This window comes from Bradyrhizobium sp. CCBAU 51627 (assembly GCF_028128765.1).
Classification (GTDB): Bacteria; Pseudomonadota; Alphaproteobacteria; order Rhizobiales; family Xanthobacteraceae; genus Bradyrhizobium.
The window spans coordinates 281461-307765 of record NZ_LBJG01000024.1 but is presented as its reverse complement, the minus strand read 5'-3'; the positions used below and the strand labels follow the sequence as shown (position 1 = coordinate 307765).

19 protein-coding genes are annotated in these 26305 nt (G+C 65.0%); 4 read left to right on the top strand and 15 right to left on the bottom strand.

The window, feature by feature from the left end:
- Positions 1-4: 4 nt before the first annotated feature.
- Positions 5-2287 carry a spermidine synthase gene (locus XH88_RS16400; protein WP_271669332.1) on the bottom strand — a complete coding sequence of 761 codons (2283 nt, stop codon included), beginning with the start codon at positions 2285-2287 and terminating at the stop codon, positions 5-7.
- A gap of 227 nt (positions 2288-2514) precedes the next feature.
- On the opposite strand from XH88_RS16400, the gene XH88_RS16395 reads away from it, so the two are divergent.
- Positions 2515-4125 (top strand): phytoene desaturase family protein, encoded by a 1611-nt coding sequence (locus XH88_RS16395; protein ID WP_271669331.1) that lies wholly within the window; start codon positions 2515-2517, stop codon positions 4123-4125.
- Positions 4126-4424: 299 nt separating this feature from the next.
- Here XH88_RS16395 and XH88_RS16390 read toward each other — a convergent pair whose 3' ends face one another.
- Positions 4425-4589: a Flp family type IVb pilin gene (locus tag XH88_RS16390; protein ID WP_271669330.1), complete on the bottom strand. Its 165-nt coding sequence runs from the start codon at positions 4587-4589 to the stop codon at positions 4425-4427.
- 155 nt (positions 4590-4744) lie between these two features.
- Here XH88_RS16390 and XH88_RS16385 point away from each other — a divergent pair, with 155 nt between their 5' ends.
- Positions 4745-5632 (top strand): 50S ribosomal protein L11 methyltransferase, encoded by an 888-nt coding sequence (locus XH88_RS16385; protein ID WP_271669329.1) that lies wholly within the window; start codon positions 4745-4747, stop codon positions 5630-5632.
- 93 nt (positions 5633-5725) lie between these two features.
- On the opposite strand, the gene XH88_RS16380 is transcribed toward XH88_RS16385, so the two are convergent.
- Entirely contained in the window at positions 5726-5908 is a 183-nt protein-coding gene (locus XH88_RS16380) for a hypothetical protein (protein WP_271669328.1), read from the bottom strand.
- 186 nt (positions 5909-6094) lie between these two features.
- Between XH88_RS16380 and XH88_RS16375 the strand changes: the two genes are divergently transcribed.
- Positions 6095-7921, top strand: a complete 1827-nt coding sequence (locus XH88_RS16375; protein ID WP_271669327.1) for an aminopeptidase P family protein — start codon at positions 6095-6097, stop codon at positions 7919-7921.
- A gap of 300 nt (positions 7922-8221) precedes the next feature.
- Positions 8222-9502: a multidrug effflux MFS transporter gene (locus tag XH88_RS16370; protein WP_271669326.1), complete on the top strand. Its 1281-nt coding sequence runs from the start codon at positions 8222-8224 to the stop codon at positions 9500-9502.
- Between the two features lie 53 nt (positions 9503-9555).
- On the opposite strand, the gene ligA is transcribed toward XH88_RS16370, so the two are convergent.
- From ligA to ftsW, 12 genes are all read right to left on the bottom strand, one after another.
- On the bottom strand, positions 9556-11703 hold the full coding sequence (ligA, locus tag XH88_RS16365; protein WP_271669325.1) for an NAD-dependent DNA ligase LigA: 2148 nt from the start codon (positions 11701-11703) through the stop codon (positions 9556-9558).
- A 94-nt stretch (positions 11704-11797) separates the two neighbouring features.
- Positions 11798-13486, bottom strand: coding sequence for a DNA repair protein RecN (recN, locus tag XH88_RS16360; protein WP_271669324.1), 1689 nt, complete (start codon positions 13484-13486; stop codon positions 11798-11800).
- A gap of 24 nt (positions 13487-13510) precedes the next feature.
- Entirely contained in the window at positions 13511-14401 is an 891-nt protein-coding gene (locus XH88_RS16355; RefSeq protein WP_271669323.1) for an outer membrane protein assembly factor BamD, read from the bottom strand.
- A 244-nt stretch (positions 14402-14645) separates the two neighbouring features.
- The gene (gene lpxC, locus XH88_RS16350) at positions 14646-15608 is read right to left on the bottom strand and encodes a UDP-3-O-acyl-N-acetylglucosamine deacetylase (protein WP_271669322.1); all 963 of its coding nucleotides are present in this window, start codon (positions 15606-15608) and stop codon (positions 14646-14648) included.
- Positions 15609-15972: 364 nt separating this feature from the next.
- A complete protein-coding gene (gene ftsZ / locus XH88_RS16345; RefSeq protein WP_271669321.1) occupies positions 15973-17769 on the bottom strand; it encodes a cell division protein FtsZ in 1797 nt (598 codons plus the stop codon).
- Between the two features lie 87 nt (positions 17770-17856).
- A complete protein-coding gene (gene ftsA, locus XH88_RS16340) occupies positions 17857-19179 on the bottom strand; it encodes a cell division protein FtsA (protein ID WP_271669320.1) in 1323 nt (440 codons plus the stop codon).
- Positions 19176-20195: a cell division protein FtsQ/DivIB gene (locus tag XH88_RS16335; RefSeq protein ID WP_271669319.1), complete on the bottom strand. Its 1020-nt coding sequence runs from the start codon at positions 20193-20195 to the stop codon at positions 19176-19178. Before XH88_RS16335 ends, ftsA begins: the two co-directional genes overlap by 4 nt.
- Before the next feature lie 346 nt (positions 20196-20541).
- Positions 20542-21528 (bottom strand): D-alanine--D-alanine ligase family protein, encoded by a 987-nt coding sequence (locus XH88_RS16330; protein WP_271669318.1) that lies wholly within the window; start codon positions 21526-21528, stop codon positions 20542-20544.
- A 22-nt stretch (positions 21529-21550) separates the two neighbouring features.
- Complete coding sequence (gene murB, locus XH88_RS16325) at positions 21551-22471, bottom strand: UDP-N-acetylmuramate dehydrogenase (RefSeq protein WP_271669317.1); 921 nt, start codon at positions 22469-22471, stop codon at positions 21551-21553.
- Positions 22472-22475: 4 nt separating this feature from the next.
- Positions 22476-23879 (bottom strand): UDP-N-acetylmuramate--L-alanine ligase, encoded by a 1404-nt coding sequence (gene murC, locus XH88_RS16320; RefSeq protein ID WP_271669316.1) that lies wholly within the window; start codon positions 23877-23879, stop codon positions 22476-22478.
- A 116-nt stretch (positions 23880-23995) separates the two neighbouring features.
- A complete protein-coding gene (murG, locus tag XH88_RS16315) occupies positions 23996-25096 on the bottom strand; it encodes an undecaprenyldiphospho-muramoylpentapeptide beta-N-acetylglucosaminyltransferase (protein ID WP_271669315.1) in 1101 nt (366 codons plus the stop codon).
- 39 nt (positions 25097-25135) lie between these two features.
- The gene (gene ftsW, locus XH88_RS16310) at positions 25136-26287 is read right to left on the bottom strand and encodes a putative lipid II flippase FtsW (protein WP_271669314.1); all 1152 of its coding nucleotides are present in this window, start codon (positions 26285-26287) and stop codon (positions 25136-25138) included.
- Positions 26288-26305: the final 18 nt, after the last annotated feature.

Below are 26305 nucleotides of genomic sequence, written 5' to 3'. Positions count from 1 at the left end.
AGCGTTACTGCTCGCCGTACCGCAAGCGCCGATACAGCGCGCCGAGGATGTTGGAATAGTCGTCGGTCCAGACCCGCACCTTCTCGTCCGCGTCGGTCTCCTCCCACTGCTTGGAGGACGCCAGCTTGCCGACATCTTCGGCCTCGCGTGCGGAGATGACGACGTCGGTTGCGAAGATGTAATCGGCATCGCGGCCGGAATCCTCATCGAAGACCCAGCTTTTGAGATCGTTGGCATCGGCGATGCCGACCACGACGGGCTCGAGATCGAGATGCCGGTTGGAGACGTGCATCACCACGGCGCCGTGCGGGGCGAGCTTGTCCTTGTAGATCTTCATCGCCTCTTCGGTCGCCAGGTGAATCGGGATCGCATCCGACGAATAGGCGTCGACAATGATGAGGTCGTAGATGCCGTCTGGCTCCTTGGCGAAGGTGAGACGTGCATCCCCGATCACCGGCTTCAGGTCCGGCAGGCAGCTCGAGATGTAGCGGAAGTTCTTCGGATCGCGCGCGGCATCGACCATGGACTGGTCGATCTCGAAGAACTTCCAGCTCTCCCCTCGCTCGGCGGCGCAGGCAAGCGTACCCGATCCGACGCCGATTGCCGCGACGTTCAATGGCGCTCCCTTGCGCTCGCGGATCGCAGTGATGGCCTGACCGATGCCGCCGTCCTTGTGGTAATAAGTGATAGGCTCGGGCCGGCCGGTAACGGGCGTGCCGTCATTGTTGCGGAAGCGCTCGGCGCCGTGAATTGTGGTGCCGTGCATCAGCACATGGAAATATCCGCCCGGCGTCACCACGATCTTGTGTACGCCGAAGAAGCTGCGCACGGTGGTGACGCGGCCTTCGTCAGCCGGATAGATCCGGGTCAAGACCAGCGCCAGCGCGACGGTGGCAAATATCTTCCAGCGATCGGCATTGAGCGCCAGCGCCAGAAGCGCCGCCAGCACGCCGACGGCGCCGGCAACCCAGACGCGGTGATCCTCGAACCAGGTGAAGAGATCGCCTGTCATGTAGGTCGGCGCAACGAGCGCCGCTGCCAGCACGGCGAGCGCCAGCCAGTACCATCCCACGATGCGAGCGAGTCGCTCGTTCGCCGGGGGCCGGCACAGTGCGGCGAGCGCGACCAGAATTGGATATTCGGCGATCCAGGAGAACGTGAACGGCGCCACGAGGCCGGCAAAGAGGCCGCCGACCATGCCGCCAAACGACAGCGCGACATAGAACCCGGTCAGATATCTGGCTGCGGGGCGGGTCCGCGCCAGTTCGCCATGGCAGGCCATGGCAATGATGAAGAAGCAGAGTTGATGGCCGCCGAGCGTGAGCAGCAGATTCTGCTCGCCGCCGAAGGCGAGCAGGATGACGACGCCCGCGATCGCGACCGGCTGCAGCATCAGCATCCATTTGTGCGGCAAGAGCGGCCGCGACTGGAACACCACCACCCAGGTGAGCAGATACAGCGACAGCGGCAGCACCCACAGCAGCGGCGCCGCGGCAACGTCGGTGGAGATATGGGCCGTGACTGCGATCAGCAGCCCGGACGGCACGGCGGCGAGGAAGATCCAGCGCAGCCGCGTCAGCACGCTTGGAGCCGCAGTATTTGCGTCATCGGTCCGTGTATCGGCCACCGCAACCTTCGGCGACCGCAGCAGAAGCACGCCGCAGCCCGCGATCAGCACGATCAAAAGACCGTAGCCGCCGGTCCAGAGCCGGTTCTGCGCATGCAGCGTGAACATCGGCTCCAGCAGGAACGGATAGGACAGCAGCGCCAGGAAGCTGCCGATGTTGGAGGAGGCGTAGAGAAAGTACGGGTCGTGACCATCGGGATGACCGGTCCGGACGAACCATGCCTGCAACAGCGGATTGTTGGCAGCGAGCGCGAAGAACGGCAGGCCGATCGAGGTCACGAACAGGCCGAGCAGCCAGAACGCGTAACCGGACGCCGGCGGCTCACCATAGGCACTGGCGATGCCGAGCGGCAGCGTGACGAAGGCCGCGATCAGCAGCACCAGATGGACCACAACCGGGACCACACGGTTCTTGATTTGCATGAGCAGGTGCGCGTAGGCATAGCCCGCCAGCAGCAGCGATTGGAAGAACACCATCGCCACTGACCACACTGCGGGCGAGCCGCCGAGCCGCGGCAGCACCATTTTCGTGAACAGCGGCTGCACCGAGAACAGCAGGAGTGCGCTGACGAAGATCGCGGCCGTGTAGATTGTCAGCAGCAGCCGGTTGCGCGAGGCGAACGGCTGCTCCGCGGCGGCGGGTTGCGCGATCGAATCCATGGGAGCTCCGGCTTGCTTCCGGCGGGCGCCGGCCGCGCGCAATGGAGCACACCGCGCCTGAACGGGCAATAAATGGTCTCGTGATGTTGCGTCGAGAAATGCCTGATATACAGCTGTCATTCCGGGGCGCCTCGAAGAGGCGAATCCGGAACCTCGAGATTCTCCGGTGCGGAGCCCGCACCATAGTTCGATGCTGCGCATCGCCCCGGAATGACGCCAGGGACATCATGATCGATACCGACGTCGTCGTCATCGGCGCTGGCCATAACGGCCTCACTTGCGCGGCTTATCTCGCGGGTGCGGGCTTGCGCGTGCGTGTTGTCGAGCGCCGCAAGGTGGTCGGCGGCGCCGCGGTCACGGAGGAGTTTCATCCAGGCTTCCGCAACTCGGTCGCGGCGTACACCGTGAGCCTGCTCAATCCGCAGGTCATCCGCGACCTCGGGCTTGCAGAGCAGGGCCTCAATGTGGTCGAGCGGCGCGCGCAGAATTTCCTGCCCGCGCCCGACGGCAACTATCTCCTCACCGGCGAAGGCCGGACCAAAGCCTCCGTCGCACGGCTCAGTGCGCGCGATGCCGACGCGCTCGACGGCTTTTCGCGCGAGCTCGAGGACATCGCCGACGTGCTCAGGCAGTTCGTGCTGCGCGCGCCGCCGAATCTGCTCGCCGGTTTTGGCCTTCGCGCGATCCGAGAGGCCGCGAACGCGCTGACCACGGCCAATATCCTGCGCGGCCTGACGCTTGAGCAAAGCCGCAGCCTCCTCGATCTCTTCACCCGCTCGGCAGGCGAGATGCTGGACGAGCGGTTCGAGCACGATCTGGTCAAGGCACTGTTCGGCTTCGATGCCATTGTCGGCAATTATGCGAGCCCCTACGCCGCCGGCTCCGCCTATGTGATGCTGCATCACGCCTTCGGCGAGGTGAACGGCAAGAAGGGCGTCTGGGGTCACGCCGTCGGCGGCATGGGCGCGATCACGCAGGCAATGGCGCGGGCCGCGCGTGCCAAGGGCGTCACGATCGACCTTGATGCCGGCGTGCGCGAGGTGATCGTCGAGCGCGACCGTGCCGTCGGCGTGGTGCTGGAGAACGGCACAGTCATTCGCGCAAGGTATGTGGCGGCCAACGTCAATCCAAAACTGCTCTACACGCGACTGATCGCGGCGGACGCCTTGCCCCAGGACTTCCTCGCTCGCATCCGCCACTGGAAGAACGGCTCCGGTACCTTCCGCATGAACGTTGCGCTCGACCGCCTGCCCTCCTTCACCGCGCTTCCGGGCGACGGCGATCACCTCACCTCCGGCATCATCCTGGCGCCGAGCCTGGGCTATATGGACCGCGCCTATCTCGATGCGCGGGCGCAGGGCTGGAGCCGTCAGCCGATCGTCGAGATGCTGATTCCCTCGACGCTCGACGACACGCTCGCTCCCGCCGGACAACATGTCGCGAGCCTGTTCTGCCAGCATGTCGCGCCCGTACTGCCTGATGGATGGTCCTGGGATGACCATCGCGACGAGGTCGCCGATCTCATGATCGCGACGGTGGACAGCTACGCTCCCGGATTTGCCGCAAGCGTCCTCGGCCGCCAGATCCTCTCGCCGCTCGATCTCGAGCGAGAATTCGGCCTGCTCGGCGGCGATATCTTTCACGGCGCGTTGACGCTGAACCAGCTGTTCTCGGCGCGGCCAATGCTGGGCCATGCCGATTATCGCGGGCCACTGAAGGGCCTCTATCATTGTGGCTCCGGTGCCCATCCCGGCGGCGGCGTCACCGGCGCCCCCGGTCACAACGCGGCGCAGGCAATTCTGAGAGATCACCGCAGCCTGTTCGCAACCCGTGGATAGGGCTGTGGATGGGCTGTGGACAGGCCTGTTTGCGAGGTTGTGATGAAGCGGTGGAAGCCTGTTGCGCTCCCGTGGCTACGAGCGCGAACAAGGGCTGTGTGGGCAGGGCTTGAATAAGTCGGGTGTAAGGCAGTGGACGGGCCCCGGATCACGAGAGGACAACCTGTGAACCGGCAGAGATCACTGCCTCGCTTACCTACAAAACGATTTCGCCCGCCAAGGGTCAATTCCCCCAGCGGGCTGATCGTCGAAATGCCGTCTCTGAAGAAAGCGCCCCCGGTAGAAAATGGAGGCAGAAATTACTTCAAGGAGCTGCTAATCGAAGTGAACTTGTCGTTCAGCGTGGTGCCCAGGCTGTTCACCACGGTGATGATCGCCAGCGCGATACCGGCCGCAATCAGACCGTATTCAATCGCAGTCGCGCCAGACTCATCGAACCAGAATTTCGCAACTATGCGCTTCAAGACTCGCCTCCATTTCCACTCAAGGATGTGCCGAATGGCTCCAACATCCGAAAATGTACGGACGACGGCCTACAATCGAGTTAAGGCGGGAACCGCAACTTATCTGGAAAATCGGGAGCAAAAGTTCCCAAAATTGAACCCAACGGAAATCTATAATGCAGCCTTCCCCCACCCATCGCGCCAGCTTTTCGATCGGCACTGAAGCCGCGGCCAAGCGCGTGGTCGATGTGTTGACCGAGGTCTTTTTCGAGGGCGATGCCGCGGTCGCCGCCTTCGAGCGGCCGGACGGGCGATGGGACGTCACGTTGCATTTTGCCGATGCGCCGGATCAGGCGCTACTGCGCGAACTCGTTGCAAATTCAGCAGGAAATGACGTCGCTGCCAAGCTTGCCTTCGACACGGTCGAGGCCAAGGACTGGGTCAAGGCGAGTCTGGAGGATCTCGTCCCGGTCCCGGCCGGACGCTTCGTCGTTCACGGCAGCCACGACCGCGACCGCGTTGCGCCCAACAAGCTCGCCATCGAGATCGAAGCGGCACTTGCCTTCGGTACCGGACACCATGGCACCACGCGTGGCTGTTTACTCCTGCTTGACCATATCCTGAAACATATGCGGCCGAAGCGTGTGCTCGATCTCGGCACCGGAACCGGCGTGCTGGGGATCGCCGCCGCCAAGGCGCTGCATCGCGCGGTCCTGGCCTCCGACATCGATCCGCCTTCGGTGCGGGTCGCCGCAGAAAACGCGGCCCTGAACGAAACGGGCCAATATGTGCGAGTGATCCGCGCGACCGGCTTTGCTGCGCCAGATTTTGCCAAGCGCGGCCCATTCGACCTGGTGCTTGCCAATATCCTTGCCAATCCGCTGCGGCAACTGGCGGGGCCGATGGTCCGGCATCTCGCGCCCGGCGCCCGCGTCATCCTCTCCGGCCTGTTGACCCACCAGGCTCCCGCCGTGATCGCCGCCTATCGCGCGCGCGGTCTTGTGCCGCTTCGGCATCTGCGGATCGAGGGCTGGAGCAGCCTGTTGTTGCGGAAGCTCTCGTAGAGTGGGCAAAGCGCAAGCGCGCACCATTTCGTCGGCGAATCCGGGAGAGATGTGGGCACGGCACGTTGCGCCTTTGCCCATGCGACGAGACCATCACTCCGCCGGCTTGTCGTCCCGGCGCATCGCGCGCTTGCCCTGCAGGGCGCGCCTGGCACCACGACGCTCGGCGACGCGGTCGATCATCTGGCTGATGAGGCCGCGCGGCTTCTTCGGTGTCGTTGCGGCCGGAGCGCGGCGCACCGGCGGCGAAATCTTCTCAAAGGTGAACGCTGGCATCGTGTGTCCCCTCGCCGTTGAGATGAACCACTTGCTCGAATTTCCCTGTTATCCGGACGGAGCGCAACTGCCGCATCCATTACTCCACTCAAATTCGAATGGAACATTTTCAAGCACAGTCCATGCCAGATGAGACGGCAATTGCGTCTACATTGCGGACTGATCCCCATACTCCTAAACTGAGGCATGTTCGAAGCACACTTCCAGACATTCGAGGAGCCCGAGGCCGGCGTCGCATTGACGGCGCGCCTGGCTGCGCTCCGTGAAGAACTCACACGCCGCAAATTGACCGGCTTCGTCATTCCACGTGCCGATCAGCAACAGAACGAATATGTCGCGCCCTCCGAAGAGCGGCTCGCCTGGCTGACCGGCTTCACCGGCTCGGCGGGCCTCGCCGTGGTGTTGGCCCAGGAAGCCGCATTGTTCGTCGACGGCCGCTACACGATTCAGGCGGCCAAGCAGGTCGATGCCAAGGCGTGGGCGGTGGAATCGCTGATTGATCCGCCACCGGAGAGCTGGGTCTCGGCGCATTTGAAATCCGGCGATCGCCTAGGATTTGATCCGTGGCTGCACACTTTTGCGGCAGCCGAGCGGCTCTCCGCCGCCTGCGCCAAGGCTGATGCCGAACTGGTGGCGGTCGACAGCAATCCGGTCGATGCGGTCTGGCACGACCGGCCGCAGCCGCCGGTCGCCCCCGTCACGATCCACGCCCTGCAATATGCCGGGGTCGCGGAGGCCGAGAAGGTGGCGCAGATCAAGGCGGAGATCGAGAAGTTGGGCGCCGATGCACTGGTGCTGTCCGACAGCCATGCGGTCGCCTGGACCTTCAACATCCGCGGCGCCGACGTCGCCCATACGCCGCTGCCGCTGTCCTACGCGCTGGTGCCGAAGGTTGGCCGGCCCACTGTTTTCATCGACCACCGCAAGCTCTCGAACCTGACGCGCGATCATCTCGAGCAGTCGGCCGACGTGCGCGAGCCGGATGCGCTGACGCCGACGCTGATGGCGCTCGCTAGAAGCGGCGCCGCGATTGCGCTCGACAGCGCCACAGCAGCCGACGCCCTGAGCCGTCTGATCGCCGGCGGCGGCGGCAAGCCCGTGCGCGGCAGCGATCCGATCGCGCTGCTGAAGGCCGTCAAGAACGCGACCGAGATCAAGGGCACACAGACGGCACACCGCCGCGACGCAATCGCGCTGGCCCGCTTCCTCGCCTACATCGATCGCGAGGCGGCAAGCGGCAAGCTGACCGAGATCGACGCCGTGGAAGCGCTGGAAACGTTCCGCCGCGACACCGGCGCGCTGAAGGACGTGTCGTTCCCGACCATATCAGGCACCGGCCCGAACGGCGCCATCGTGCATTACCGCGTCACCCGCAAGAGCAACCGGCGGATCGTGCCCGGCGATCTCCTGTTGATCGATTCCGGCGCACAATATGAAGACGGCACCACCGATGTCACCCGCACCATGGCGGTCGGCGAACCGACGGCGGAGATGCGCGACCGCTTCACCCGCGTGCTGCGCGGCCATATCGCGATCGCGCGCGCCGTCTTCCCCGACGGCACCACCGGCGCGCAGCTCGACACACTGGCGCGGCAATATCTCTGGGCCGTCGGCGTCGATTTCGAGCATGGCACCGGCCATGGTGTCGGCAGCTATTTGTCGGTGCACGAAGGGCCGGCGCGGATCTCGAAGCTCGGCACTACGCCGCTGAAGCGCGGCATGATCCTCTCCAACGAGCCCGGCTATTACAAGTCTGACGGTTTCGGCATCCGCATCGAGAATCTCGAGCTTGTGGTCGAAGCCAGTATCAAGGACGCCGAGAAGCCGATGAATGCCTTCGAGACGCTGACGCTCGCGCCGATCGACCACCGACTCATCGACACCGCGATGCTGAGCAAAGGGGAACTGGCTTGGCTCAACGCCTACCACGCGCGTGTCCGCGCTGAAGTGGGGCCGGCGCTGGATGAGGCGACGAAGGCCTGGCTCGATCAGGCAACTGCGGAACTGAGTTAGCGCATAGCACCAGGCGATTTGCGCAACGCTGCCTCTCCAACGTGACTGTCATGCTCCGCGGAAGCGGAGCATCCGGTATTCCAGAGACAGCAAACGCATGCGGAGAAGCCGCGGTGTACTGGATCCCTCGCTTTCGCGGGGAATGACACCTTTGATGTGGCACAATCCACGCGCCCAATCGGGTGCCGTCGAGTCCTCATCACAACCTTCCCGGAACCCGTATAGCCGCATTCCGAAACGCCGATATCCGTCTTGTGCGGGCACGCTACAGTCCGATTCGAATTTGAAAGACGGACACGCATGCACGGCATGATCAGCAGGCCGCCCGAGGCGGCGACGAAGAGCATCGCGACCGCGCGCGTGGTGCTGCTGTTGCTGGTCGTCATGACCGGGATCGCGCCGATCTCGCTCTACATCCTGGTTCCGGCGCTGCCCGTGCTGGCAACGACGTTCGGCCGCGACATCTCAATCGCGCAGATGACCGTGTCGTTGTACATGGTCGGCATCGCCCTGTCGCAGCTCATCATGGGGCCGCTGTCGGACAAATTCGGCCGGCGCCCGGTGCTGCTTGGCGGCCTCGCGTTAATGGTCGCGGCGAGCGTCGCCTGCATGTTCGCCGAGACCCTGCCGCAGTTGATCGCCGCACGCTTCTTCCAGGCGCTCGGCGGCGCCTCCGGCATGGTGATCAGCCGCGCCATCATCCGCGACATCTATGAGCGCGACCGCGTCGCCTCCATGATCAGCCTCGTGGTCGCCGCCCTGATGATCGGCCAGATGGTCTCGCCGCTCACCGGCGGCCTGATCGAGACCGCGTTCGGCTGGCGCGCGATCTTCTACGCTGTGACGGCCGGCGCGCTCGCGGTCGCCGTCGGCATTGCCATCGCATTGCCGGAGACGCGCCGCGACCGTGCCGTCGGCAGCGGCGGCTTTCGCAGCGACGTCGGCACCCTGATCAAGAGCCGCGCCTTCATCGGCTATGTGATGTGCCAGGTGCTGGCCTCCCAGATCATCTTCACCTTCGCCGGCGGCGGCCCCTATATCGTCGTGACCCAGATGGGCCGCACCAGCGCCGAATACGGCGCGTGGTTCGCCACGACGGGCTTTGCGTATCTGGTCGGCAATCTCCTCTGCGTGCGCTTTGCGCCGCGGCACTCGCTGCAGAAGCTGATCTGGTTCGGGCTCTGCCTGCAGCTCTGCGGCAGTCTGTTGAACCTGATGTGGAGTCTGACCGGCTGGAATGAAGCTCCTGGCTGGCTGTTCGGCACCCAGATGATCGTGATGGTCGGCAATGCCTTCGTGATGGCGAATTCCGCGGCCGGCGCCATCAGCATCCGCCCCGAAGCCGCCGGCACTGCCTCGGGCGCGATGGGCTTTCTCCAACAGGGCATCGGCGCGCTGATGTCGCAATTCGGCGCCTATCTCGGCGGCCACTCGGCCACGACGCTGCCTCTGACTTCTGCGGTGCTTGCGATCTCGCTGCTCTGCGCCTGCATGATGATCTTCGTCGTCCCTCGCCGCGAGACGGCGGTGAGCGAAGCGCTGATCGAGCAGGCGGAAGAGGAAGAGACGGGGATGATATGAGGGGCGCCCCTTCCCCTTTCCCCTTGTGAGGGGAGAAGGGAAAGGATCCTCACTCACTCCCCGATCAGCTTCAGCCACTCGTCCTCGGTCAGCACCTTGACGCCGTGCTTGTTGGCGTCCGCAAGCTTCGAGCCAGCGCCGGGGCCGGCGACGACGAGATCGGTCTTCTTCGATACCGACCCGGAGACCTTGGCGCCCAGCCGCTCCGCGGTCGCTTTGGCCTCGTCGCGCGTCATCTTCTCCAGCGAGCCCGTGAACACGACCGTCTTGCCGGCGACCGCCGAGTTGCTCTTCGGCTTCTCGGCGTCGACGATCTCGACCTCCTTGGTCAGCCGCTCGACGATGCCGCGGTTGTGGCTCTCGCCGAAATAGTCGGCGATGCTCTTGATCACGGTGTCGCCGATCTGATCGAGCGCGTCCATCTCCGCCATCGCCTCCTCGTCGCCCTTGGCGACCTTGAGGCAGGCGTCGTGGAAGGCGTCCCAGGAGCCGTAGCCGCGCGCCAGCGCCAGCGCGGTGGTTTCGCCGACATGGCGCATGCCGAGCGCATAGACGAAGCGCTCCAGCGCGATTCTGCGCCGGCTCTCGATGGCGCCGAACAGATTGCGCACCGAGGTCGCGCCATAGCCCTCGATCTCCTCCAGCTTGAGCTTCGCATTGCGCTTCTCCAGCGTGAAGATATCGGCGGGCTCCCTGACCCATCCTTCGTCGAAGAAATACTGGAGCTGCTTCTCGCCGAGACCGTCGATGTCGAAGGCGCGGCGCGACACGAACAGCTTGAGGTGTTCGATCTTCTGATAGGGGCAGGCGAACTCGCCGGTGCAGCGGGCACGCGAGCCCTCCTCGCCCGTCGCCGTCTCCTCGCGCACGACGTCGGTGTGCAGCGGGCACGGGCACTTCTTCGGGAAGTGGAATTCCCCGGCCGTCTTCGGCCGCTTGTCGATGACGACGTCGACCACCTGCGGAATGACGTCGCCGGCGCGCTGGATCACGACCGTGTCGCCGATCCTGATATCGCGGCCATCGCGCAAGCTCTCGCCCTTGTTGCCGATGCCCTTGATGTAGTCCTCGTTGTGCAGCGTGACGTTCTGCACGATCACGCCGCCGACGCCGACCGGCTCGAGCTTGCCGACCGGCGTGAACGAGCCGGTACGACCGACCTGGATCTCAATGTCGCGGAGCACCGTCATGGCCCGCTCGGCCGGGAATTTGTGTGCGATGCCCCAGCGCGGCGTGCGCGAGATGAAGCCAAGCCGCTCCTGCCAGTCGATGCGGTCGACCTTGTAGACGACGCCGTCGATGTCGTAATCGAGCTTTGCGCGCTGCTCCTCGATGGAATGATGGAAGGCGAGCAGCTCCTCGACGGAGTGACAGAGTTTGGTCAGGGGATTGGTCTTGAAGCCGCAGCGTTCGAACCAGTGGATCATGCTGCTCTGCGTATCCTCCGGCATCGCGCTCATCTCGCCCCAGGCATAGGCAAAGAAGCCGAGCGGACGCGAGGCGGTGATGGTCGGATCTTTCTGCCGCAACGAGCCCGCGGCCGAGTTGCGCGGGTTGGCGAAGATGGTGGCGCCTTCCGCCTTCTGCCGCTCATTGAGCGCGAGGAAGGCTTTCTTGGTCATGTAGACCTCGCCGCGCACCTCGCAGATATCGGGGATGTTGCGCCCCTTCAGCTTCTGCGGCACGTCTTCGAGCGTACGGATATTGGCGGTGACGTCCTCGCCTTCCGTGCCGTCGCCACGCGTCGCCGCGGTGACGAGCTCGCCGCCCTCATACCGCAGCGACATCGACAGGCCGTCGATCTTCGGTTCGGCGGAGAAATTGACCTTGTCGTCGTCGAGCTTCAGGAAACGAACGATGCGGCCGACGAAGTCGCGCACATCCTCCTCGGCAAAAGCGTTGTCGAGCGACAGCATCGGCACGGCGTGCCGCACCTTTCTGAACCGTCCGGATGGCGCCGCACCGACCTTCTGCGACGGCGAATCCCCGCTGACGAATTCAGGAAAGCGTTTTTCGATCGCGTTGAAGCGCTGACGCAGCGCGTCGTACTCGGCGTCGGTGACGGTCGGTGCATCTTCCTGATAGTAGCGCCGGTCGTGCTCTTCGAGCTCGAGCGCGAGCCGCATGTGCTCGACCTTGGCCTGTGCCTTGGTAAGATCGGCGACGTCACGAAGCGTCTTGGATTTTGTTGCTCTGGCCATGGTGCTTGGATACGACGGTGCGGGCGGGACGGTAAAGGCACGTTGGAGCTTGTTCCCCGGATGCAGGGCAGCGCGCTGCGTTCGGGACACACAACTAAGCCGTGGCCGCCTTGAGCAGGCGGTCCGCGGCCGCCCTCGCCTCGGCGGTGATCTCGGCGCCGGCGAGCATGCGGGCGATCTCCTCGCGGCGGTGGTCGTCGGCGAGTGCGTTGACACGGGTGGCCACGCGCTTGCCCTTGTCCAGCGCATCCTTGGAGATCAACAGATGCTGGTCGGCGCGGGCGGCCACCTGCGGGGCATGGGTCACGGCCATCACCTGGACCTTGCCCGCAAGGCGCGCCAGCCGGGCTCCGATGGCGTCCGCGACCGCGCCGCCGACGCCGGTGTCGATTTCGTCGAACACGAGCGTGGGTGCGGAGCCGCGGTCGGACAGCACCACCTTGAGCGCCAAAAGGAAGCGCGAGAGCTCACCGCCGGAGGCGACCTTCATCATCGGACCCGGCTTGGTGCCCGGATTGGTCTGCACCCAGAACTCGACGCGATCGAAGCCCTGCGGACCCGGAGCTGCCTCATCGGTCGCAACCTGGCCGATGAATTTGGCGCGTTCGAGCTTGAGCGGGGCAAGCTCGGCGTTGACCGCCTTGTTGAGCTTCTCGGCGGATGTCTGCCGCGCCGCGGAGAGCTTTTTCGCGGCAGTCGCGTAGCGCCCATTGGCCTCGATCGCAGCCTGCTCCAGCTTCTTCAAGCGCGAGGCACCAGCATCGATCAGCACGACGTCGGCGGCGTATTTGGCGGCCAATGCCGCAAGGCCGTCGACCGGCGTCGAATATTTGCGCGAGGCGGCGCGCAGGGCGAACAGCCGCTCCTCGATGCGCTCGAGCTCGGCGGGATCGAAATCGATCGCGGCAAGCGCGGCCTGGAGATGCTGGTCGGCCTCCTCCAGCGCGTTGATGGCGACGTCGATCGCCTTCACCGCGGGCTCGACCAGCGCCGGCGAATTGACGCCGCGGCGCTCCAGCCGGCGCACCGCAACCGACAGCGCCGCAACCGGCGAATTATGGCCGCCGACGACCTCCTGTGCCTCGCGTAGATCGGAGGCGATCTTCTCGCCCTGCATCATGGTGGTGCGGCGATGCGCCAGTGAAGTCTCCTCGCCGTCCTTGGGCGCGAGCTGTTTCAGCTCGGCCGAGGCGTGGCGCAGATAATCGGCCTCACGCGCGGCGCGCTCCATGCCGGCGCGATGCTCTTCCAGTTCGGTGTTGGCGGAGCGGCGCGCGTCCCAGAGCGCTTCGACGGCCGCGACATCCCTTTCGAGGCCGGCAAAGGCATCGAGCAGGCGGCGATGCGTCGCGGCATCGACCAGCGCGCGCTCGTCATGCTGGCCGTGGATCTCGACCAGCGCGGTGCCGACCGCCTTCAGCGTCTGCACGCTGATCGACTGGTCGTTGATGAAGGCGCGGGTACGACCGTCGGCAAGCTGGACCCGGCGCAGGATCATCTCGCAAGATTCTGCAAAACTCGCATCGTCGAGTCCGTTTTCGGCGAGGATCTTCGTCGCGGGGTGATTCTTCGGGATATCGAAGACGGCGGTGACCTGACCCTGCTCCGCGCCATGGCGCACGAGGCCGGCGTCGCCGCGGCCGCCGAGCGCCAACGCAAAGGCATCGAGCAGGATGGATTTGCCCGCACCGGTCTCGCCGGTCAAAACCGCAAGTCCGGTGGCGAATTCGATATCGAGCCGTTCGATCAGGACGATGTCACGGATCGACAGACGCGCCAGCATGGAACCAAATTTCCTAGCCGAGACCTAGAGGCCTATCTTCTTGAAGGTCCGGCTGATCCAGGACCCCTGATTCTCGCTCGGCTCGAGACCGCCGGATTTTACAAGATTATAGGCGTCCTTGTACCAGCGGCTGTCAGGAAAATTGTGGCCGAGCACGGCGGCGGCGGTCTGGGCCTCGCCGACGATGCCGATCGACATATAGGCCTCGGTGAGGCGATAGAGCGCCTCCTCGACGTGGCGCGTGGTCTGATATTGCGTCACCACGGTCTTGTAGCGGTTGATCGCGGCCGTGTAGTCGCGCTTCTGCATGTAGTAGCGGCCGACCGCCATTTCCTTGCCGGCGAGTTGGTCGCGTGCGCCCTCGATCTTGGCCTTGGCGGAAGTCGCATATTCGGAATTCGGATATTTGCGCACCACCTCTTCCAGAGAGGCGATCGCCTTCTCGGTGCGGCCCTGGTCGCGGCTGATATCCGGGATCTGGTCGTAATGCGACGCGGCGATGAGGTACTGCGCGTAGGCGGCGTCCGGGCTGCCGGGATGCAGAGTGACGTAGCGGGTCGCAGCGCCGATGCAGCCGTCATAGTCGCCGCTCTGGTAGGACGCGTAAGCCGACATCAGCAGCGATTTGCGCGCCCAGTCGGAATAAGGATGCTGGCGATCGACCTCCTCGAACTTCTTGGTCGCCGCCTTCATGTCCTTCTTTTCGTTCATGAGGTACAAGCCCTCATTGTAGATCTTGTCCGCAGGCTCCTCGACGAAGGTGTCGTCCTTCTGGGTGAACTTGTCCCAGAGCGCACCTGTACCGCAGCCGGCGAGCGGTACCGCGAGCAGCAAGAGAGTTGCCGCCTGAAGCAGCCGACGAGTTCCGAACGGAGAAACCAAGAGATATCCGCGCGTCATACGCTGTGCCGACATGAATTTTAGACCTGACGCCCTGTGATGCGGTGCCCGCCAGCCCATGATCCCCATCATGGGTGCGAAATGTATCGTGGTGCCTGCCACGCGACCACGTCGGTGTAACCGAAAATCGATTGTTAACCCATCGGATAGGCAGGCATTCCGCCCGGATTAAGGCGAAAACGCCGCAATCCTAGTCGATCCTGGTTACCAGGAGTTTCCCGGAGAAAGCGCCGCTTTGGCCGCCTGCGGCAGCAGAGCGTCAGGACACGTCCGGGCCGTAGGCCGCGGCGATCCTCCCGCCGACGATCCCGCTGCCAACCTCGACCACGGGACGCGTGGTGCGGCGAGCCGCCTCACCCTCGACCACCCGCCAAGCGGTACGGTCGGCAAGCAGTGTGGTCAGGACGGCGTGGTTGAGCTTGTGGCCGCCGCGCATCGAGCGATAGGCGGCGAGCAACGGCAGGCCGGCCAGCGCGAGATCGCCAACCGCGTCCAGCACCTTGTGGCGGACGCATTCGTCGGCGTAGCGCAGGCCCTCGGCATTGAGCAGTCGCTCGTCGTCGAACACGACGGTGTTTTCGAAGGAAGCGCCGCGGGCATAGCCCGCGCCCCACAGCCGCGCCTGATCGCACATCTGGCCGAAGGTGCGGGCGCGTGCGATTTCTCGGCGGAAGCGCTCGGGCGACAGATCGAGCGCGTAGCTCTGCCGGCCGATCACGGGATTAGCGAAATTGATCTCGATCTCGGCGCGGAAGCCGTTGGCGTAGGGGCGCAATTCGCCAAACGAATCGCCCATTGCCGCCGAGACCGGCTTGAGGACTTGGATGAAGCGGCGCGGCGCCGATTGGGTTACGATGCCGGCCTGGTCGATGGCCGCGACGAAGGGCGCCGCGCTGCCGTCCATGATCGGCACTTCCGGACCGTCGATTTCGATGGTGGCGTTGTCCACGCCCATACCGCGCAAGGCGGCCAGCACGTGCTCGGCGGTTGAAACGAGCGGACCCTCGCTGTCCCCCAGGACGGTCTGGAAGTCGGTCGCGACCACCTGCGCGGCCCTGGCCTGCACTTCGCGGTCGCAGCCATCGAGGCCGGTCCGGACAAAAACAAAACCTGCGTCGATCGGCGCAGGCCCAAGGGTTACGCTAACGGGAAGACCGGAATGAACGCCGACGCCGGCCACGGTGGCTTGCGCACGAAGCGTTGTTTGCCGGCTAAATTTCATCAGGAACCCGCCCCACTACGACCCATTGCGACTTATACTGAACCCGACTAATCGATCGAGATCGACCGTCCGAATCTCCGTATCCCCAAGTCACGCCCGAACCATAGTCACTGCCCCAAACAGCGCCAACTCACGCTTTTTTACCGATTGTTACCCCAAACCCGCCGTATTCGCGCCAAGGCTTAACCAAATTGCGCCGGGGTTTTGGACCGATGACGGCAGCTTTAGTGAAGCACCCAACAGGTAATTAATGATTTAAAATCAGTTGCTTGAATACGCAATCCGGACATGCAGGGGACAAAAGGAAAGGTCCCGGCGAGCGTCTCGCCGGGACCTTTTTGCGTCTGCCTTATTGTAACAATCCTCAGGTCGCCTGCCGCCGTAGGAAGGCTGGGATATCAAGATGGTCGTCTCCCTGTGGCGCCGGCGCAACAGGTGCGGGACGGCCATGGGCATCGAGACCCTGCGGCGCTGGCCGGCGGGCATATTCCGATACCGGCTCGCTGGCGGCAATCTGTTGCTGCACAGTACGCTGCGCCTTGCGCTCGGGCAGCGCCGGCATGGCGGGACCGGCGGTGCGGGCGGCGATCGGGGCTTCCGTTTCCTCATCACGACGACCGAGGCCGACATTGGCGAGGCGCTGGAGCAGCGACAGGCGGGTCTTTTGCGGGGTCTCCTCTTCAGCCTCGCCGCGGGCCTGACGAAGCTCGGCCTGGGCCGGCATCGGCAGTTCGTCGAGGCGCGGCATGCGCGGCGCGCGGGGCGGGGCACGCTCGGCCTGCGGCGGGATGAAGGTTTCCGGCGTCATCGGCTCATGCATGGCGAGCGGTGCCTGCTCGGGCTCCGGAAACAGCGTGGGCTTCTGTGCGATCGGGCGCACGGTGACGTCGCCATAGGTCTGCGGCGCGGGGGTCGACGGGACTTCTGAAACGGCAGCGGCGATGGCGGCAAGCGCCGCGCGCTCGACATTTGGACGCGGCGCGACCGGCGCGGCGGCGGGTGCGGCAGCCGGGATCTGCGCTTCAAGCTTCTGGGCGCGCTCGGCCAGGCGTTGGTTGTCGGCGCGGAGGCGCGCGGTCAGGTCGGCGAGACGGCTCTCGGCAGCGGCGGCCGGAGCCGCAGGAGCCTGCTGGAGCTGCTGCGGCGCGGCGTTCGCGACCGGAGCGGAGGTCGCCTGGCTGTTGCGGGCGATTGCAGCCTGCTCGATGCCGGTGGCGACGACCGAAACGCGGATCAGTCCGTCGAGAGCTTCGTCGAAGGTGGCGCCGACGATGATGTTGGCGTCCTGGTCGACTTCCTCACGGATGCGGGTCGCGGCTTCGTCGACCTCGAACAGGGTCAGGTCCTTGCCGCCGGTGATAGAGATCAAGAGGCCCTTGGCACCCTTCATCGAGGAATCGTCGATCAGCGGGTTGGCAATGGCGGCTTCCGCGGCGGTCAGCGCGCGCTTGTCGCCGGAGGCTTCGCCCGTCCCCATCATCGCCTTGCCCATCTCGCGCATGACGGCGCGGACGTCGGCGAAGTCGAGGTTGATCAGGCCCTCCTTGACCATCAGGTCGGTGATGCAGGCGACGCCCGAGTAGAGCACCTGGTCGGCCATCGCGAATGCGTCGGCGAAGGTGGTTTTCTCGTTGGCGACCCGGAACAGGTTCTGGTTCGGGATGATCAGCAGCGTGTCGACCACCTTGTGCAGCTCGGCGATGCCGGCCTCGGCGGTGCGCATGCGGCGGCCGCCCTCGAAGTGGAACGGCTTGGTGACGACGCCGACGGTGAGGATGCCCATGTCGCGCGCGGTCTTGGCGATCACGGGAGCTGCACCGGTACCGGTGCCGCCGCCCATGCCGGCGGTCACGAACACCATGTTGGCGCCCGAGAGATGGTCGCGCAGTTCGTCGATCACCTCTTCGGCGGCGGCGGCGCCGACGTTCGGCTGCGAACCTGCGCCGAGGCCTTGCGTCACGGCGGTGCCCATCTGCACGATGCGCTGGGCCTTCGACATCGTCAGCGCCTGCGCGTCGGTGTTGGCGACCACGAAGTCGACGCCCTGCAGGCCGGCCGTGATCATGTTGTTGACGGCATTGCCACCGGCGCCGCCGACGCCGAACACGGTGATGCGGGGCTTCAACTCGTGAATATCAGGAACGTTGATGCTGATGGTCATGTTTGCCTCTCGATCACGCGCGCGTGGGTTCGCCCCGGCCTGCGGCCGCGGGAGTTGGTGAAATCAGACATGTGCGGAAAGCGGTCATCAAAAGCCCTCGCGTAGCCATCGTCCGACCCTTCCGAAATAACCGCCGGTCCCTGTCCTGACCTGCTGCCGCGTATGCCGCGGTTCGACATGTTCGTGGTGAACATATTGCGGGTAGACGAGAAGTCCGGCCGGCACCGCGAACGCGGCGTTCTTCGCCTCGTTGGGCAGCCGGCCAAAACCGAGCGGACGTCCGCCCCGAACGGGCCGGCCGAGAATCTGCGTTCCAAGCTCGACGAGACCGGTGAGCTGCGAGGCGCCGCCCGAGAGCACGACGCGGCCCTTGGGCTCTGCCGCGAAGGGCGAATCCTTCAGCTTGTCCCGAACCATTTCGAAGACTTCCTCGGCACGATGCTTGACGATATTGGCGATGGTGGCGCGCGAAACGATCTGCGGCAGGTCCTGGTCGTCACCGGCTGTCGGCACAGACATCAGCTCACGCGAGTCCGATCCGCCGGTGATGACGGTGCCATATAACGTCTTGATTCGCTCGGCGTCGGCAATGGTCGCCGAGAGTCCGCGCGCGAGATCCATCGTGATATGTTGCCCGCCGACCGCAAATCCGGCCGCGTGCACGAAGCGACCGCCGGAATAGACCGCGATCGTGGTGGTGCCCGCGCCCATCTCGACCACGGCAGCGCCGAGATCGGCCTCGTCATCGGTCAGCACCGACAGCCCGGCCACATAGGGGCTCGCCGCCATGGCTTCGACGTTGAGATGGCAGCGCTCTACCGCCAGCATCAGATTCCGCGCCACGGTGGCGTCGCAGGTGACGACGTTCATGTCGACACCGAATTGATGCGCGACCATGCCGCGCGGATCGCGAATGCCCTTGACGCCGTCGAGCGTGTAGCCGACCGGCAGCGCATGCAGCACGGTGCGGCCCTCGCCGGTGGCGTGGCGCATGCCCGTGGAGGTGACGCGGCTGACATCGGCCGGCGTGACAGCGCCGCCGCGAATGTCGGCCGCGGCTTCGACCAAGTGGCCCGCGAGCCGGCCGCCGGAGACCGACAGCAAGACGGATTCGACCCGCACCTTGGCCATTTTCTCGGCAATTCCGACGGCCTGGCGCACTGCCTGCTCGCATTCGCCGAGATCGACCACCGCGCCGGCCTTCATGCCGCGCGACTGGATCTGGCTGTAGCCGATCAGCTCCACTGCATGGGTGCGGCCACGCAGCGCCTCGCTGGGCGCCGACGGCTTCAGCCGCGCGATCATGCAGGCGATCTTGCTGGTGCCGATGTCGAGGCAGGCGACGAGGCCGCCACGCTTGTGCGGCATCGGGCGCGTCTTCGGCGTCTGGGTGCGATCTAGACCGGTCATACGGGATCGGCCTTCTTTTTCTTCTTGTCCTTGAACAGGTCTTCGCGCGCCTTCGCGGCGTCATCGGACAGCTGCACAACCAGACGGTCGGGCAGACGCATGTCGACCGCGACGATGTCCTTCGAGAACAGCCTGTCGTCCTTGTCGAGCTTGGAGAGCGCCGCGAGCGCGTTGCCGACATCCTGCTCGGGCAGGCGGACATCGAGACCGTCCTTCAGCCTCAGGTTCCAGCGCCGCTCGCCGACATAGATCGCGGCTTTCGTCACCGAATTCACCTGCGGATAGCGAGCAAGCAGTGCCAGGAAGTCGCGGGCCTGGGTCTCGGCGCCCTTGCCGACCACGAGCGGCAGCGTGAGAAACCGGCGCGAGACATAGGGTTCGAGCACGGCGCCGTCGTCGGCGATGACCGAGAGCCGGCCGGCCTCCTGCCACAACGCGAACGCCTTGCGCTCGGTAATCTCGATCATCAGTTGGCCTGGATAGAGCTTCAGCACGGTCGCGTCCGCGATCCAGGGATTGGCCTTGAGCTTGTCGCGGACGTCGTCGGCATCGAGGAACAGCAGCGAGGAGCGGCCGCTGACGCCGCCGATCGCGAGGATCTCGTCCTGGCTGAGCTGCTTGCGGCCGTTGATCACGACGGAAGTGATGCGGAAGCCGGCCGAATTGGCCATAGCGTTGCGCGCATCGCTGACGGCGGTGATGAAATCCTGCAGATGGCCGCCCTTGACGATGCCGAGCCCGCAGCTGCCGATCAGCAGCAGCACGGTCAAGCTGATTCCGACCCGGCGCGGCAGATAGCGCTCGACCAGCGCGACGATGCGCGGCGGCGGCTCGCGCTCGACGACGGCCTTGGCCTTGAGCTTCTGCCTGATCGTGGCGGCGGCACGCGTCTCCGCGCGCTTGTCCTGCACCCACTCGCGCAGAAGCACGACCGCTCCGATAGCGGCCGCCTTCAGATCAGCTTGGGGCCTCAGCGATCTCACAAACGACCGGGTGAGGCTTCCTGCACCATCCATTGCACGAGCTCGTCAACAGTTTGCCCACGACACCGCGCGGGTCCTGGCGAACATGACGTCTCGGTCGTGCCGGGCCGGGTGATGGTCTTCGGTGGAAGAAACCGCTCCCCTTCAAAGCGTTCGCCGGCCGGATACATCCGAACGGCTCACGCGCCGGCAGCCAAAACGCCATATGCGCCGCCAGCGTTAACCTTCGGACGTCCTGGTAAACAAAAGGTAAAATTCGTTAACGCGGGATGCTTTTTGCCGAGGCAAGTGAGGCAGTTGCGCCACGATGTCCGGTATTTTACCGGTTTTAGCCGCCAAATCGGCCAATTTGGCCGGCCCGCCCGTTAACCAATCCTAATTATTTCCGCACCCGCCGCACGGCCAGCTCGATCAGATCGCGGAGGAAGTCGACAAAGGCGATGCCCTCGGCTTTCAGCGCCTTGGGGTAGAGTGAGGACCTGGTCAACCCGGGCAGCGTGTTGGTTTCGAGGTAGACCAGCCCCTTCTCCGAGACGATGAAGTCGGAGCGGGAATAGCCGGAGCAGGACATCGCCCGATGGGCCAGCATGGCCTGCGTCTTGAGCGCGGCGGTGACCTCGGGGGTGAAGCGGCCCGGGCAGATCTCCTGGGTCGATTTCAAAAGATATTTTGCGGCGTAGTCGAAATTGCCCTCACCCGGAATGATCTCGATCGGCGGCAGCGCAATGATCGAGCCATCGGTGCGTTCCAGAACGCCGCAGGTCGCCTCGACGCCGGCGATGTAGGGCTCGATCACATACTCTTCGTGCTTGGCCGCATTGCGGACGGCGACGAGATCCTGCTTGGCGTTGACGAAGATGAGCCCATAGCTCGATCCGTCGCGCGCAGGCTTTGCGATCAGCCTGCCATATTCGGCGAACGCGTCATCGACATTATCGAGCGCGATGCCCACAGGCGGCGTCACGCCACCGAGCGCGGCAAAGCGCTTGGCCGCGATCTTGTCGAAGGCGAGATGCGAGGAAGCCGAGCCGGAGCCGGTGAACGGCACGCCGCGCGCTTCGCACATCACCTGCAATTCGCCGTTCTCGGCGCACCCGCCATGCAGGCTCAGCACCAGCACGCGGTCTTCCGTCCTGGCCTGGTCCAGCGCCTGCGCGAGCGGAATGCCTGATGTGCCCGGCTTGAACTCGTCCTCGAAAGGACGGGCATGTTCGAGCAGTTGCCTGGACTGCACCACATGCACCTTATCCTCGATATCCCAGAACCAGAGATCGGCCTCGGGCAGCGCCTGATGCAGCGCCTGGGCGGATGCCACGGAAACCAGACGCTCGCGGTTGGAGCCGCCGAAGAGGATGGTGGTGCGCATGTTCTCTCGTCGCCTGTCCTGGTTAACCGGGAATTCCGATCCGCTTGATTTCCCAATGTAGCTCAATTCCGGAATTCGCCTTCACGCGTTCGCGCACAGTCTCGCCCAGCGTCTCAATGTCGTGCGCGGTGGCATCGCCCGTGTTGATCAGGAAATTGCAATGCATCTCGGAGACCTGCGCGCCGCCGACGCGCAAGCCGCGGCAGCCGGCAGCGTCGACCAGCTTCCAAGCGGAATGACCGGGCGGATTCTTGAAGGTCGAGCCGCCGGTCTTTTCGCGGATCGGCTGCGCCGTCTCGCGATGAGTTTGCACTTCGGCCATCCGCGCGCGGACCGCCTCGGCATCCCTGACCTCGCCGCGAAAACGCGCGGAAGTGAAGATGATGGACGGATCGAGGCCGCTGTTGCGGTAGACGAATCTCATATCGGCGTTGGAGAAGACATGCTTGGTGCCATCGCGCCCGACGCCGCGAGCCTCGATCAGCACGTCCTTGGTCTCGCCGCCATTGGCGCCCGCGTTCATACGCAGTGCGCCGCCGATCGTGCCGGGAATGCCGGAATAGAACTCAAGCCCGCCGATATTGGCCGAAGCCGCCACTTCGGCGACGCGCTTGTCGAGCGCTGCCGCGCCCGCCGTGACGGTATCGCCACTCGCAAGCGTCTCACCAAAAGCGCGCGGTGCCAGCCGGATCACGACGCCGGCGATGCCGCCATCGCGCACGATCAGATTGGAGCCGACGCCGACGACGTAGACCGGGATGTCCGGTGCAAGATGGGCGAGGAAGTAAGCGAGGTCGTCCTCATCGGCCGGCGTGAACAACACCTGCGCCGGGCCGCCGACGCGAAACCAGGTGAGCTCCGCCAGCGACTGGTTGGCAAGCAACCGTCCGCGCAGCTCCGACATTGCGGCTTTGAGTGAGGGCGTGATGTCGGGGAAGCTCACCGCCCTACCCCAGCGCCTTCAACTGATCGGGCAGCGCATAGGCCCATTGCGTGACGTTGCCGGCGCCCAGGCACACGACGAGATCGCCTGACTTGGCCAATCCCTTGACGATGCCCGCAAGCTCGGAAGCTGCCAGCAGCGGTATCACCTCCCGATGGCCGTGCGCGCGCAGGCCTGCAACGAAATGATCGCGGTCGATGCCGTCGATCGGCGTCTCGCCGGCGGCATAAACATCGGCGACGACCACGGTATCGGCGTCGTTGAAGCAGGTGCAGAATTCCTCGAACAACGATTGCAGGCGGGTGAAGCGATGCGGCTGCACCACCGCGACGATCTTGCCGTTGGTGGATTCCCGCGCCGCCTTCAGCACCGCCGCGATCTCCACGGGGTGATGGCCGTAATCGTCGATGACGGTGACGCCGTTCCACTCGCCGGTCTTGGTGAAGCGGCGCTTGACGCCGCCGAAGCCGGCGATCGCCTTGCGGATCGCCTCGTCCGACACGCCGAGCTGGCGGGCGACCGCGATCGCGGCCGTCGCATTGGAGGCGTTGTGACGGCCCGGCATCGGCAGCATGAGATCGGCGATCTCGTGCACGGCGCCGGTCTTGCGATCGCGGAACGCGACCTTGAACTTCGAGCCACCGCCCATGGGGGTGAGATCGAGGAGACGCGCATCAGCCTGAGGATTTTCACCGTAGGTGATGATGCGGCGATCCTCGATCTTGCCGACGAGGCTCTGCACCACGGGATGATCGATGCACATCACGGCAAAGCCGTAGAACGGCAGGTTCTCGACGAAATGCCGGAACGCATCCTGCACGGCGTCAAATGTCTTGAAATGGTCGAGATGCTCGGGGTCGACATTGGTGACAACAGCCACGTCCGTCGGCAGCTTCAGGAACGTGCCGTCGCTCTCGTCGGCCTCCACCACCATCCAGTCGCCTGCGCCAAGGCGCGCGTTGGAGCCATAGGCGTTGATGATGCCGCCGTTGATCACGGTCGGATCGAGCCCCCCGGCATCGAGCAGGGTGGCGACCATCGTGGTCGTGGTCGTCTTGCCATGGGTGCCCGCAATCGCGACGCAGCTCTTCAGCCGCATCAATTCGGCCAGCATCTCGGCGCGGCGCACCACGGGAATGCGCCGCTCGCGCGCCGCCATCAGCTCCGGATTGTCGCGCTTGATCGCGGTCGACACGACCACGACCTCGGCGCCGCCGACATTCTCGGCCTTGTGGCCGACCGAGACCTTTGCGCCCTTCTTGCGCAGTCGATCGAGATTGTAATTGTCGGCGGCGTCCGAGCCCTGCACGGCATAGCCGAGATTGACCAGCACCTCGGCGATGCCGCTCATGCCGATCCCGCCGATCCCGACGAAGTGGATGGGTCCGATCTCGCGCGGCAGTCTCATGCTTTGTTCCCTCGCCGCCTGACACGGCGGCACCTGGCCGACATCACGGCCAAATCAGCCGCGCCGTTCCTACTGGATGCCCCGCTTTGGAAGACGAAGACAAGGGCTTTTTCGCGTCAGATTCCCGCAACTTTGACCACCAGATCGGCGAGCCGCTCGGCGGCGTCGAGCCGCCCTGCCCGTTTTGCCGCAGCCGCCATTGCAGCAAGCCGCGCCGGTTCGGCCGCAAAGGCGGAAATCTCGGATGCCAACCGGTCGGAAGTGAAGTCGGTCTGCGGGATGCGGATGGCGCCGTCGACCTTGGCCAGCACGCCCGCATTGGCGAATTGGTCCTGATCGATCGAGCCGGGCAGCGGCACCAGGATCGAGGGCCGGCCGATCGCGGCGAGCTCGGCCACCGTGCCGGCGCCGGAGCGCGATACCACGAGATGATTGGACGCAAGCCGCGCCGGCAGATCCGTGAAGAATGGCGCCAGCTCAGCCTTGATCTTGAGCTTGTCGTAGATCGCGCGCACGCGGGTCATGTCCTCGTCACGGACCTGCTGGGTGAGGATGAGCCGTCCCCACAGCGCGGGCTCGAGCCGCTCGATCGCGCCGGGCACGATGTCGGCCATGATGCGCGCGCCCTGGCTGCCGCCGACGACCAGCAGGCGGAGCGGGCCATTCGCTTCGGGTGCGGCATAGGGCACGGCGGCCGCGGCGAGGACCGCGGGACGCATCGGCGTGCCGACCGTCGTGGTCTTGCCTGCCAGCGCGGGATCGCGGTCGAGCACACCCGGGAGCGACGTTGCGATGGCCTGGACGCGGCTCGACAGGAAACGGTTGGCGCGACCGAGCACGGCATTAGCATCGTGGATGATGCCAGGCACGCCTGCGAATTTTGCCGCAACCAGCGGCGGCAATGTCGGATAGCCGCCGAATCCGACGACGGCCACGGGCTTCAATCGCTTGATCAGCCGGTAAGCGGACAGCGTGCCGGTGGCGAGCGTCAGGCCGGCATAGGCGAGCTGGAGCGGATTGCGCCCGCGCGCGGTCTCACTGGCGACGACGTCGATCATGTCCTTGCTGAACAGCCCGCTGTAGCGCAACGCGCGGTCATCGGTGACAAGGCGCACGCGAATGCCGCGCCGGATCAGCTCGACACCGAGCGCCTCCGCCGGAAACAGATGGCCGCCAGTGCCGCCCGCGGCGAGAAGAATCAAGGGGGACGTGTCCATGGAGAGGCCTTTTACAAGGTCTTTCCCGTCATTGCGAGCTTACGCGTAGCTCCGCATCGCCTCGGCGTGGCCGCTGGCCTCAACCTCGGTGCGCGGGCGCAGGCGCGTCAGGGCCAGCATCATGCCGACGCCGTAAGCCAGCGACACGATCGAGGAACCGCCGTAGGAGATGAACGGCAGCGTCATGCCCTTGGCGGGGATGAGCTGGAGGTTGACCGACATGTTGATCGCCGCCTGCACGCCAAACAGGATTGCAAGGCCCGAGGCCGCAAACCGCGAGAACATGTCCTCATTGGCATAGGCGCGCGACAGCGTGCGGATGACGACGAAGGCGAACAGCGCCAGCATGGCAAGGCACAGGATGATGCCGAACTCTTCGGCGGCAACCGCGAACACGAAGTCAGTATGGCTGTCCGGCAGGCTGCGCTTGGCGATGCCCTCGCCCGGCCCGAGCCCGAACCAGCCGCCATTGTAGAAGGCCTCCATCGCGGTATCGACCTGGAACGTGTCGCCGGAGGCCGGATTCATGAAGCGCTTGATGCGCCCTGCGACGTGCGGAACGAACAGATAGGCGCTGAACAGGCCGGCCGCGCCGAGGCCCGCGAGGCCGAACACCCAGATCATGCGCATGCCCGCGATGAAGAACAGCGAGCCCCACACCATCAGGATCAGCATGGTCTGGCCGAAGTCCGGCTCCATCACCAGCAGCGAAACCAGCATCAGGAGCAGCACCAGCGCCATCGAGGTCGCCGGCATCTCGGGCCGCTTGGTCGATTCCGCAAACAGCCAGGCTGCGATGACGACGAAGGACGGTTTTGCGATTTCGGAGGCCTGGATGTTGACGCCGATGAGGGTGATCCAGCGCCGCGAGCCCTTCACCTCTGGACCGACGGCGAGCGTCACCACGATGAGGATGATGCTGATCGTGAAGATGATCAGCGCACTTCGCCGGATCGAGCGCGGCGACAGGAAGGACACCCCGATCAGCACCAGAAACGACGGCACCAGAAACATCACGTGACGATTGAAGAAATGGAACGGATCGAGCCCGATGCGGGTCGCGACCGGCGGGCTCGCCGCCAGCGACAGGATGACGCCGGTCAGCATCAGCACCAGGATGGCGCCGAGCAGCGGCTTGTCGACGGTCCACCACCACTCGGTAAAGGGGGTGCGTTCTTCACGGGAGAGCATGTGCGGCCGCTTTCGGAC